At 62.6% G+C, this 12,009-nt stretch carries 10 protein-coding genes; 8 read left to right on the top strand and 2 right to left on the bottom strand.

What is annotated here, in order from left to right; translation table 11 throughout:
- Positions 1 to 6: 6 nt before the first annotated feature.
- Both AC0KWY_RS03610 and AC0KWY_RS03605 read left to right on the top strand, forming a co-directional pair.
- Positions 7 to 825 (top strand): hypothetical protein, encoded by an 819-nt coding sequence (locus AC0KWY_RS03610; protein WP_474028286.1) that lies wholly within the window; start codon positions 7 to 9, stop codon positions 823 to 825.
- Positions 826 to 960: 135 nt separating this feature from the next.
- Positions 961 to 1,947: an AAA family ATPase gene (locus AC0KWY_RS03605; RefSeq protein WP_474028285.1), complete on the top strand. Its 987-nt coding sequence runs from the start codon at positions 961 to 963 to the stop codon at positions 1,945 to 1,947.
- 25 nt (positions 1,948 to 1,972) lie between these two features.
- On the opposite strand, the gene AC0KWY_RS03600 is transcribed toward AC0KWY_RS03605, so the two are convergent.
- Positions 1,973 to 2,500, bottom strand: coding sequence for a hypothetical protein (locus AC0KWY_RS03600; protein WP_474028284.1), 528 nt, complete (start codon positions 2,498 to 2,500; stop codon positions 1,973 to 1,975).
- A 198-nt stretch (positions 2,501 to 2,698) separates the two neighbouring features.
- Between AC0KWY_RS03600 and AC0KWY_RS03595 the strand changes: the two genes are divergently transcribed.
- The 6 genes from AC0KWY_RS03595 to AC0KWY_RS03570 are packed head-to-tail and all read left to right on the top strand — an operon-like array spanning position 2,699 to position 10,847.
- A complete protein-coding gene (locus tag AC0KWY_RS03595) occupies positions 2,699 to 3,550 on the top strand; it encodes a M15 family metallopeptidase (RefSeq protein WP_474028283.1) in 852 nt (283 codons plus the stop codon).
- 34 nt (positions 3,551 to 3,584) lie between these two features.
- Entirely contained in the window at positions 3,585 to 3,851 is a 267-nt protein-coding gene (locus tag AC0KWY_RS03590) for a PAAR domain-containing protein (RefSeq protein ID WP_474028282.1), read from the top strand.
- A 16-nt stretch (positions 3,852 to 3,867) separates the two neighbouring features.
- Positions 3,868 to 5,286 (top strand): hypothetical protein, encoded by a 1,419-nt coding sequence (locus AC0KWY_RS03585; RefSeq protein WP_474028281.1) that lies wholly within the window; start codon positions 3,868 to 3,870, stop codon positions 5,284 to 5,286.
- An 11-nt stretch (positions 5,287 to 5,297) separates the two neighbouring features.
- Complete coding sequence (gene tssM / locus AC0KWY_RS03580) at positions 5,298 to 9,101, top strand: type VI secretion system membrane subunit TssM (protein ID WP_474028280.1); 3,804 nt, start codon at positions 5,298 to 5,300, stop codon at positions 9,099 to 9,101.
- The gene (gene tagF, locus AC0KWY_RS03575; protein ID WP_474028279.1) at positions 9,098 to 10,078 is read left to right on the top strand and encodes a type VI secretion system-associated protein TagF; all 981 of its coding nucleotides are present in this window, start codon (positions 9,098 to 9,100) and stop codon (positions 10,076 to 10,078) included. The genes tssM and tagF overlap by 4 nt, the downstream gene beginning before the upstream one ends.
- Positions 10,079 to 10,082: 4 nt before the next feature.
- Positions 10,083 to 10,847 carry an OmpA family protein gene (locus tag AC0KWY_RS03570; RefSeq protein WP_474028278.1) on the top strand — a complete coding sequence of 255 codons (765 nt, stop codon included), beginning with the start codon at positions 10,083 to 10,085 and terminating at the stop codon, positions 10,845 to 10,847.
- A 29-nt stretch (positions 10,848 to 10,876) separates the two neighbouring features.
- Here the strand turns inward: AC0KWY_RS03570 and tssA are convergent, their stop codons facing one another.
- On the bottom strand, positions 10,877 to 11,929 hold the full coding sequence (tssA, locus tag AC0KWY_RS03565; protein WP_474028277.1) for a type VI secretion system protein TssA: 1,053 nt from the start codon (positions 11,927 to 11,929) through the stop codon (positions 10,877 to 10,879).
- Positions 11,930 to 12,009: the final 80 nt, after the last annotated feature.

The raw sequence follows: 12,009 nt of genomic DNA, 5'->3' as shown, positions 1-12,009 counted from the left end.
GGGGAAATGATGAATCAAGCGCATGACGGACAGCCTTTCCTGATCGAAGGCAAACTCACCAACTTGCACTGGGAACTGGGTAGTGAAAACCTGCTGGCCAAAGTCAACAAGCACTACAAGGGCAATGCCGCAATCACTGGCGCTGGGGCTGCCGTCGGCGAGATGTTCGGTCAAGTCGCCAACGCGGCCATGCTCGCGATGTACGACGGCGAAGACACGCAGAACTTCATGTGCCTGATCGACGATCAGCCAGCTTGCGGGCAATTTGGCGGCGCGGAGCATTTGCCGGACGGTGGCAGGGTCAAGGCGGTTGTATCGCGCCGTGATGGGGTGCTGTATGTGCATGCAGCAATGGATCCTGAGCGGCTGCTCGTCTGGATCAATTACCCGCTGGGAACGCGGGCGGAGATGTGGGCAAATATTAGGCTTGGTTGGTATTTGTTCTTGGCTGGTGTTGTTTTCTTCTCTGTTATGACTTACTTCATCGGCCCTGCATTTGGAACCTATGCTGAAACGATTGCTGCATATACGGCAATCATGGCGGGGATATGCTCGATTATGGCCCTCTGGTCATTCAAAGACCTGAAAGCCATCGCCGGCCCGAGCACAGAATATTTTCGCCTGCTTGGTCTGGCTGACCCGGCAGGGGTCAATCTCAACAATCATATTTATTTCTATGAAAACTTGAGAGAGTGTCGGGCTCGCGGCGAGGAACCGCCAGCCAGTTGGTACAACTCAAGCCCGTACCAATACCGAAATATTTATTCTTTGAGCGCTGCTATCAAAGCCGGAAAAGCCAAACTACTGTCAGATGATGCTGCTTAGCAGCCATTTTTACCCTCGCCGCGTGGCCCGGCATTCCGCTTGGCAAGATGGGTGTCGGCGTTCGCGAGGTGGCCGCTTTGCCCTGGGCAGGGCAAAGCTTCGGCGGTGCTCGGGGAGGGTCTGGCGCCGCCCGACTTGGGCTTCACTTGGCCGGTAGCCCGCTACCGGCACGGCGTTCCAGCCCGGCGCCGGATCGGACGCCATCCCACCCCGATCATCCGCCGCCCACCTCGCGCGCGCCTCGCGGACGAGATCAAGACCGTACTCAACCTGCAGCCCCTGCTGCAGGAGCGGGTGATCGGTCAGGACCATGCGCTGGCGGCGATCGTGCAACGGGTGCGCACGGCGCGGGCGAACCTGGAGGATCCGAACAAGCCCAAGGGCGTCTTCCTGTTCGTCGGTCCGTCCGGCGTCGGCAAGACCGAAACCGCGCTGGCGCTGGCCGACATCCTGTACGGCGGCGAAAGGAAGCTGGTCACCATCAATATGAGTGTGTACCAGGAAGCGCACAGCGTCTCCGGCCTCAAGGGCTCGCCGCCGGGCTACGTCGGCTACGGCGAGGGTGGCGTGTTGACCGAGGCGGTGCGCCGCAATCCGTACAGCGTCGTGCTGCTCGACGAAGTCGAGAAGGCGCACCCGGACGTCCTCGAACTCTTCTTCCAGGTCTTCGACAAGGGCGCGCTCGACGACGCCGAAGGGCGCGAGATCGATTTCCGCAACACGCTGATCATCCTGACCAGCAACGTCGGCTCCAGCCAGATCATGCAGGCCTGCCTGAACAAGCCGGTGGAGGAACTGCCGGCTGCCGACGCGCTGGCCGAAGCGCTGCGCCCGGTGCTCTACAAGTCGTTCAAGCCGGCCTTCCTCGGCCGCCTGAAGGTGGTGCCGTACTACCCGATTTCCGACGAGGTGCTGCTGCAGATCATCGAACTCAAGCTGCGCCGCATCCAGGCGCGCATCGCCGCCAACCACAAGGCCGAGTTCAGCTGGGACGACAAGCTGGTCGAAGCGGTGCTGGCGCGCTGCACGGAAGTCGATTCCGGCGCCCGCAACGTCGATCACATCCTCAACGGCACGCTGCTGCCGGAGATTGCCGAAGCGTTGCTGCGGGACGATTTATAGATGGGCGCCGTGGGCTTACGGATATCTACCGCATGATCGCCGTAATGATGTCGACGTCCCTGCGCAGGGGCGGGTTTTCATTTGATTTCTGCTGACGCTTCGGCGATTTATTCATGGCGAGTTTTTTTGCCGGGGCCTTGCGGGCCATCTTGGTTTTCGTGGGTTTTGCTTCCCGTTTTGCTGTCTTCGCCTTTACCGGCCCCGCTGACGGCGGTTCCTCAAGAACGAGCAATGGGTTGCTCTGTGCCTTGGTGAGATCTTCTACGGATTCGTTCGGCAAGACCTCTGGCGGCGCAAGCTTTGCTGTACTTGTTGCGGGCCGCGTTTCGGTTTTGCTGATGGTGATCGGGGCGCTGGTGGCGACAGGAAGGATTGGCGGCGCCTCGTTAACCAAGATGAGCTCCTGGCCGTAGAAAAGGGCGGCGAGGAGCAGCAGGGTGCAGAGGCTGAGGAGTACGGTCGGTAGGGTCAAGCCCATGCCTTCACGCTTTTTTCTGGTCGGGTCGGTGACTAGGCGAGCGTATTCGGGATCGAGATCTTTCAGGATGCTCATGAAAATCGATTCATCATTTAATGAGTTGTAGGCAGACTTTGAAATTTTCCTGTTTCAAAGTTGCAAGATGCAGTCATTATATGAAAAACGCAAGTTCACGGCTTCATTCGTTTGTACTAAAATCCCGACTCCCAAAGGGCATGTCGCAGGCAGCCTGGTGGAAAAATCCCATCTATAGACCAACGGGCGGAGTCGGGCTTGGTTGTTGCAACGATCGCTGCATATTTCTTTCTGGTTGCGTTTGCCGCCGTACTTGTCGCTTTTCCCGCCTACCGTAGCCGCGTGACGGCGCTTTTCTGGGGAGCGCTCGACGCCGGTGTCGCGCCGGCGCAGCGTTTCGCCCGCGGCACCTGGGATGTTGTCGTTGGTTCGGGGCGTGCATTGAGTCAGGGTCGTCGGCGCATGCTGGCCTTTGTGGCCGGCAATCGCCTGCTGGTGTCGTTGACCTGCGTGGCGTTCGTATTGCCGACGCTGATCGCCTGGTGGTTCGGCGGATTGGCGCTGTTTTCGTTCAACGACGAGGATCAGTTGCCCGCCGTCGATCGCCAGATAGCCTTGCTGCTGGAGGGGGAGCAACTGGTGCCGCCGGCGCCATTGCCGCCGGAAGCTTTCACGACCCGCGAAGTCGAGATGGTCCGTCCCGATGCGGCGTACGCGAGCCGGGACTGGCTACGTCTCGACGAGGAGTTCCGGCAGCGCTTGCTGGTGGCGTTCAAGCTGATGAAGGAGCGCCACGGTTACGAAATGGTGCTGATCGAGGGGTATCGCTCGCCTGAGCGACAGGCGCAACTGGCAGCGCAGGGCAGTCACGTGACGCATGCCGGGGCCAACATGAGTTACCACCAGCACGGTCTCGCTGCCGACTCCGCTTTCCTGCGGGATGGGCGGATTGTCATTTCGGAACGCGACCCCTGGGCCATGCGCGGCTATGCGCTTTACGGCGAAATCGCCGAGCAGCTTGGCTTGACCTGGGGTGGGCGCTGGAGATTGCTGGATTACGGACATGTCGAGTTGCGCCGTGCTGGCGTGCTCCGGCGGGGGGCTGACTGATGTCAGTTCGGGAAAAACACGGGAGGAGGGGCTGATGAGCCAACCATTCATCTTGCTGGGTGACAAAACGGACCATGGCGGTGTCGTCATTTCGGCGTCGGAAACGAGCGACTGGAACGGGCGCGGCATTGCCCGCATTGGCGACAAGGTGACCTGCCCCAAGAAGGGACACGGTAGCGTGACGACCATTGTCACCGGCGATCCGACGGCGATCATCGATGGGCAGCCGGCCGCCAGGCATGGCGACAAGACCGCCTGCGGCGCGACCTTGCTGGCCAGCCAGTGGCAGACGACGGATTGAGGCAAGGCTGACAGGCATGCGCTCCGTTGTAGTCAAAACGCTTTTCGGCAGCTTTCTGGTTCTGGCGATCGTCTGGGCGCTGATCCTGGGTTGGTGGCAGTCGAACGACTTTTCCCCTTCGCAGGGGGAAATGGTGCTCTATCTGTTCGGGATTCCGCTGGCGCTGATCGTCGGCTACGTCCTGTTGCTGAGCTTCATCGAGCATCTGAAAAAGCCGGTGGAAATTGCAGCTCCGACAGCGCCCGATGCGCACAATGACGATCCGCTGGCGAGGGCCAGCGCGGCGAACGATGCCGCCGAGCGGAACTGGTCGTTGTCGCTGCTGGCGGGCCGGGTGGTGCTGGCAAGCGGAAAATCGGCGGAGGAGGCACTGGCCGCGCTCGATGAAGGTCGGCGGTTGGCGCCGAGTTCGCGCCTGCAGGACGACGAAGGTTTCCCGGCTTTCGTGGCGGAAGTGCCCGATCTCGATACGGATACGTTGTCGGAACACTTGCACGCAGCGCAGCCCGCACTTCTGCACACCGACGACTCGCCAGCCTTCCTGCGCGCGCTGGCCTTGCTCGACGGCGTGCTCGACGCCGCCCGCAACGATATTGAGCCGCTACGCGAGGCCTGCCAGGAGAAATTCCATCTGAGTGTTCTCTGCCTGTTGCCGGAAGCGTGGCAACCGGCCTTGATGCCGATGATTCGCCAATACCTCGGTGATCGTCTGGCCGTCGATCTGCCGGGCGTTGCCGTCGAAATCATGGTGCTGCAGGCGAAGCACGAAGTGGACGCGCTGCGTCAACTCGACGCGGCCATCGTTCGCTGCAACCGCGACCCGCTCGATGACGAGTTTCTTCTCGTGCTGGGCACGGTGTCGGCGGTCGACGAGGACTGCATCGCGCAGTGGGCGGGGCAGGGCAGGCTGTTTACCGCCGCTCGCCAGGAAGGCTCGATTCCCGGCGAGGGGGCCGTCGCCCTGCTGCTGACCCGGCAGGCGACGGTCGAGCGATTGCGGCGCGATAACGCGCTGACGATCAGCCGCCTCGTGCATGGCTGCCGGGACAAACGCCTGGATGCCGGCGGGCGGGTCGGCGGCAAATTGATCGGCGGCCTGTTCGAGCGTCTGCTCGAAACGACGGCGACCGAACCTGCCAGCATCAACGCCGTGCTGCTCGACACCGATCACCGGGCAGCCCACATGAGCGAAGCCCTGGAAGGACTGGGCGAAGGCATCGCCCATCTCGATCCGCTCAAGGATGTTTTGCCGATTGGCCTGGTCGCCGGCAGCCTGACGCCGATCGGCGGCCTGCTGGCGATTGCCGCCGCCGGCGCCAGAAGCCTTGCCGAAAATGCCCCCGTGGTCTGCCTGAGCAATCATCACGCGCTCGAGCGGGCCATGTTGATCGTTCGCCCGGCGCCCGCCGGCGAACCCGAAACTTCCACCTCCTGAATGCCTGAACGATGTATCGACTCCGATCCCTCCTGACCGATTCCCGCTTTCTTTCGATCGTCGGCATCGCCGCCCTGACGGCATTTTTCTTTCTCGGCGCCAGCACGCTGAAGGTGGCGCTGATTTGGGCAGCGATCGCCAGCGGCGTGCTGCTGGCGGTCTGGGGCGTCGTCTGGTGGGTGCGGCGCCGGCGCGCCCGGCAGGCCGGGGAGGCGATCGGCACCATGCTCGAGACCCCGGACGACAAGCTGCAGAAGAAGGGCGCTTCGGCATCCGCCGCCGAGATCGAGGCACTCAAGAAACGCATGCACGAAGCCATCCGGACGATCCGCGGTTCCAAACTGGGGCAAGTGTCCGGTGCCGAAGCGCTGTACGAACTACCGTGGTACATCACGATCGGCAACCCGGCCGCCGGCAAGAGCACGGCGATCGTCAATTCCGGCTTGAAGTTTCCTTTCGACGACGGCGGCAACGCGATCATCAAGGGCATCGGCGGCACCCGCAACTGCGACTGGTTTTTCACCACCGAGGGGATCCTGCTCGACACCGCCGGACGCTACTCGGTGCATGAGGAAGACCGCGAGGAATGGCTGGGCTTCCTGCAACTGCTCAAGAAGAACCGGCCGCATTCGCCGATCAACGGCATCATCGTAACCGTCAGCATCGGCGAACTGATCGGCAATTCGCCCGCCTTCGCCATCAGCCTGGCCAAGAACCTGCGCCAGCGTGTGCAGGAGCTGACGGAAAAGCTGGAAGTCTTCGCGCCGGTCTATGTGCTGTTCACCAAGGCCGACCTGATTCCCGGCTTCCACGACTTCTTCCTCGACCTGGAATGGACCGAGCGCGACCGCGTCTGGGGGGCGACGATTCCCTACGAGCAATCGACCGGCAACGAGTTGATCGCGCTGTTCGACCGTCATTTCGACGAGCTTTACGAGGGCCTGCGCGCGATGAGCGTGGCGCAGCTGTCGCGGGTTCAGGGCGAGAACACGATGCCCGGGCTGCTCATTTTCCCCTCCGAATTCGCAGCGATAAAGAACGCCTTGCGCGCTTTCGTCGCCACGCTGTTCGAGGACAATCCCTTCCAGTTCAAGCCGGTCTTCCGCGGTTTCTACATCACCTCGGCGACACAGAGCAACGACATCACGCCGATTTCCAGCGAGCGTGTGCAGAAGAGATTCGCCCTCCAGGGCGGCAGCAGCAGTGGGGTGCGCACTGCGATGACCCATGGCTACTTCCTCAAGGAACTGTTTTCCAAAGTCATTTTCCCGGATCGCAACCTGGTCCGGCGTCACACCACCCGTTTCAAGATGCGCCTGCGCCAGGCCGCCGTGCTTGGCGCCCTGGGCCTGCTTGGCCTGACGCTGGGCGGCTGGAGCTGGTCCTATCTCAACAACCGCAGCCTGCTGGAAAACGTCCAGCAGGACATCACCAAGGCGATCCGCCTGCAAGAAGGACGGATCGACCTGCAATCTCGCCTCGAAGCGATGGCGATCCTGCAGGACCGGCTGGTCCAGCTCGAACGCTTCAACGAGGAGCACCCGCTGTCGATCGGCCTCGGCCTTTACCAGGGCAGGGAAATGGCCGACAAGCTGCGGACCGAATATTTCCACGGCATCAACAGCATCATGCTGACGCCGGTGAAGGAAAACCTCGAAGCCTTCCTCATCGAGGTCAACCTGCCGGGCAATCAGCTCAGACGAACGGAAGCGGGCAACGCCGGGGCGGTCCAGCGGACTGCCGCCAGCGGCCCCTATCGCGATGCCATCCCGTCCGACGTCGAGGACGGCTATAACGCGCTGAAAACCTACCTGATGCTGTCCAGCCGCGAGCATGTGGACGCCGGTCACCTTTCCGACCAGATCACCCGTTTCTGGCGCGGCTGGCTGGAGGCCAACCGGGGGACGATGAGCCGCGAACAGATGATCCGTTCGGCGGGCAGCATCCTGTCCTTCCATCTCGAACACGCGAGCGACCCGCAATGGCCGTTGATCACGACCAACCTGGCGCTGGTCGATGAAGTGCGCGACAAGCTGCGCCGCGTCGTCCGCGGCATGCCGGCGGCGGAGCGGGTCTATGCCGAGATCAAGGCGCGGGCTTCGACCCGCTTTGCGCCGGTGACCGTCGCCAATATCGTCGGCCCCGACAACGCGGCACTGGTTACCGGCAGCAGCGTGGTCTCCGGCACCTTCACCGCCGAAGCCTGGCGCGATTACGTGCAAGGGGCGATCAAGCAAGCGGCGACCAACGCCCAGAAGAACGCCGACTGGGTGCTGATGACCTCGACCAGCGACGATCTGACGCTCGAGGGAAGTCCGGAGCAGATTCAGAAGACGCTGATCGCGATGTACAAGCAGGATTACGTCGAAGAATGGAAACGCTTCGTCCAGGGCGTCAGCGTCGCTTCATTCGCCTCCTTCCCTGAAGCCGTGGCGGCGATGGGACGGATCGGCGACCCGCAGAATTCGCCGATCGGTACCCTGGTCAAGGTGATTTTCGACCAGACCGCCTGGGACAATCCGTCGGTTGCCAACCTGGGGCTGGAACGCGCCCAGAAGGGTTTCGTCGAGTGGTTCAAACGCTCGATCCTGCGCATGTCGCCGAGCCGGGTCCAGGTCGATGTCAACGTTGCGGCGGCCAAGGGCATCCCGATGGGGCCGGTCGGCCAGGAGTTTGCCGGGGTGGCCCGGCTGGTCGTGCCGCGCGATGGCGGCGACCCGCTGATCGACACCTATCTCGGCCAGTTGTCGAAGCTTAGAACGCGCCTGAACCAGCTCAAGAACCAGGGCGATCCCGGCGCCGGGGCGCTGCGCCTGATGCGCGACACGATCAGCGGCAGCAACTCCGAACTGGCGGAAACCCTGCGTTTCGTCGACGAGCAGATGCTCACCGGCATTCCGGACAGCCAGCGCAACGTGCTGCGTCCCTTGCTGCTGCGCCCGCTGCTGCAGACCTACGCGGCGATCATCCGGCCCGCTTCGGAAGAACTGAACAAGACCTGGGTCGCTCAGGTCCAGGAACCTTTCAGCCGCAAGCTGGCGATCAAGTATCCGTTCTCGCCGCAAGCTGGAATCGAGGCCAGTCCCGGGGAAATCGCCCAGATTTTCGGGCCGGAAGGGGCGGTGGCGAAATTTGCCGAAACCACGCTGGGCGGTTTGGTGGAGCGCCGTGGCAACACGATTACGCCGCGTACCTGGGGCGACCTTGGTCTGGCGTTGCAGGCGGATTTCATGAGCGGCTTCTCGCGCTGGGTGGCACCGCTGGAAGGTGGCGTCGCCGCCGACAATCAGGGGGCTAATCAGGCGCAGACTGTCTTCATGCTGCGCCCGCAGCCGGCGGCAGGGACGATCAGTTACGTCGTCGAAGTCGACGGACAAAAGCTCAACTATCGCAACGGGGCGTCGCAGTGGGCCAACTTCATCTGGCCCAACCCTGCCGGGACGCCGGGGGCACGCATCCAGGCCACCACCTTCGACGGCGAGACGGTCGACATCATCAACATTCCGGGGCGTTTCGGCCTGGAAAAGATGATCAACTCGGCATCGCGCACCCGCCTGTCCGACGGTTCCTTCCGCCTGAAATGGGCCAACCGCGGGGTCGAGGTCAGCATCGATCTGCGCCTCCTGAGCAGTCCCCAGGCGCAGTCGGGGCGCTCGAACGACGGAGGAGGGGAGCGAGGCTGGAACGGCCTGAGCCTGCCGACGGTGATTGCCCAGGTTGAGCCGGTGGTTGCAACGGCCGCCAACGAAGTGGCAGCGCCTGTGTCGGCGGCGCCGGCCACGCCTGTACCTGCCGCGGCGGGAGGTGCGCAATGACTTCCGGTAGCAAGGGCGCGGTCTGCTTCGGCAAGATTCCGTCACGAGGGGATTTCATCAAGGGCGGCGGCCAGCACCAGTTGATCCAGGTGCTGGACAAATGGGTCACCCAGGCGATGGAGCAGTTGTCCGAAGACCCGCGCTGGAAAACCGCCTACGACAACGCGGTCGGTGTCGATTTCGTCTTCGCCGGGGCTCGCAGCCGGATTTCGGTGGTCGGTCACATCCGGCCGAGTACCGATGCCTCGGGCCGGCGTTTTCCCTTCATCACGGCCGGTACCATCGAGCGTGATGACGCGCTGGTTTTCCGTTGTGCGCCGGTGGCGCTGGTACAGATTTTCGGCGAACTGGCCGGCGTCTGCGAAGCCGGCCTGCAGGGCGCCGAACTGGCCAGCCTGCTGACGACGCTGGAAGGCATCGATGCGGCCGGCGAGTTTGCCCGATCGCTGCAAAACGACCCGCTGGGAAACTTCGTGCGCCGGACGACGCTGGAAATCCTTGCCGCGATGCTCGGCTTTGCCGACTGTTCGTCAGTGCGCCGCACCATCCTCGCCATTGGCCTGCTGATGCGTCCGCTGTTGGGGCAGGGCAACGCCGTGGTCGACAAGGAACTGGTGTTCGCCTTGCCCAAGGACGAACGCAACCGCAATCTGGTCGCCGGCTTGTGGATCTACCTGGTGACCGCCTTCCTGCGCAAATCCGGTGTCGAAGCCCAGTTCCTCATTCAGCGTGCGCCACAGGCGCCGCGTCTGGTCATCGGCTTCAACGGCAGTTCGGCCACGGCGCTGATTGCCGCGATATCGCCGGAATCGAGCGGCGAGCGGGTGATTTCCCTGGTCGATCCGGAGTGGGTCAACCAGCAACTTGCCGCTAGCCGGGAGTACGGCATCGCCAAGCTTTCCGCCTATCTTGAACAGCCCGCCATCACGCTGGAACTGACGATCCAGACGTTCCGCGAAGTCTATCTGGGAGAATGAGCGCATGAAATTCCGAACCATTGCGGCCAGCCTGGCGCTGGCTGCCTGCCTGCTGCCTTCGGCCCAGGCCACTCCGGGAGCCGTCATCGCCAGCGGCGTGGTCCCCGACGAAGCCGCCCGGGCGGCGATCCTCGGCAGGCTGCGCGAGGTGTTCGGCGCCGCCAACATCGTCGATCGGCTGGAAGTCGGCGGCGTCGTACCGCCGCCCAACTGGGCGGATTACATGGGCAAGCTGCTGACCGACAACCTCAAGGAAGTGCACAAGGGACAGATGCAGGTCACCGGCACCCGCGTCGCGCTGAAAGGTACGGTTGCCAACGAGGCATTGCGGCAACAGGTGGTGAGCAAGATCGCCCTCGCGCTCAATCCGACCTACACCGTCGACAACGCCCTGGTGGTCGCTGGTCCGGCCGCCCAGGAAGTGCTCGACCGGACGCTGTCGAACCGCATCGTCGAGTTTGAAAGCGGGGCGGCGACCCTCACTCCCAAAGGAATCGTCATCCTTGATGAGATGGTGGCAGCGATGAAACAGATCGGCATGCCCAAGGTGCAGATCATCGGCCACACCGACAGTTCCGGTAACCGCCAGGCCAATGTCAGCCTCAGCCTGGCCCGCGCCAACAGCGTGCGCGATTACCTGGTCAGCAAGGGGATTCCGGCTGAATCGCTGAGCGCCATGGGTTCCGGGCCGGATCATCCGGTAACCAGCAACGCGACGGCGGAGGGCAGGGCACGCAACCGCCGCATAGAGTTCCGGCAGACTGGCTAGGCAGCGCTCAGTCGAAGAGCGCCGGGCATTCAGGAGGCGCTGTCTGTGTCGTCCGGTAACATGGCGTTGACGCCGAGCAATTCCTCGACGTGAGACAGCGAGGCGTCGTCCTTGACGACGCTGCGCAGCCACTGGTGTAGCGGCATCGTTCCCCATTTGGCAGCCTTCTGCGCCAGATAGGCAACCGGGCTGTGCGGTTCGGTGCGGCGGAAATAGCCAGCGATCTCCTGCAGCAGATAGATTGCATGCTCGCGGGAGCGAATCGGCCCGGCCTGCTTCTCCCCGGGAATATCGCCAATGCTCGGTTCCGTCCTGCCGGGGGTGGCAAACATGGCTACCATCTCCTCAGTTTTCGAATCGACCTGGGTTTCCGGTGGCGTCGCGGGAAGATCGTTGCCGGCCTGCCGCCGGAAGAAGTGCATCATTTCCTGTAGCGCTTCGAGACTTGCTCCGAATGCCGGAGACTGTTCGCCAAGCAGCGGCTCGACAACCTCCTGCAGGCGCTTGATCGCGCCTTGCAGGCGTTCGGCGGCCTGCAACTGGGTCAGGAAATAGCTGCGCGGCGTATCCTTGAGGGCGGCTTCGAATACCTCCATCGTCAGCATGCCGGAGCGGGCCGCTTCCTCGGCGTACGCAGCATTGAGTTCGACGTTTTTTGCCACGTTGCGGGCGGTTTCCCGGTCAATGCTGGAAAACTGTCCTTTTTTCGATTTGGTCAGGGGAATTTCACGGATCAAGCGGGCGCTTTGATTGACCAGCCAGTCGAGTACGCCAACCCTGACGTCGTCGTCGGCATCTTCGGGCAGCGGATGGATCGACGCCCAGAAGTTTTCCGCCAGACCTGCCAGCAGCCAGTAGCCTTCGGCCAGACCATCGAGTCCGGCAGTTTTGCCACGCGCCTCGATCATCCAGGCCGCCAGGCGTAAATCTTTGGTTTTCGACGTGAGCAAGCGTTCGCCGAGACGGATCACCGCTGGCCAATCCGCCTCCTTGATTGTTGTTACCCATTCGCCTTGGGAAATCGACGGATCGTCGAAGCGCCGGGCTTCCTGAATCTCGTCGAACTCGGAAGAAAAAATCATGTCTTCGCCGCAAGGGCCGGCGGTACCTACCAGGGGACGCAGCAAGTTTCCAACTCCAGTGGTTAGCGCTTATGCGATCT

This window comes from Azonexus sp. MM2026_4 (assembly GCF_055901855.1).
This window is presented reverse-complemented; position numbering and strand designations above follow the sequence as displayed.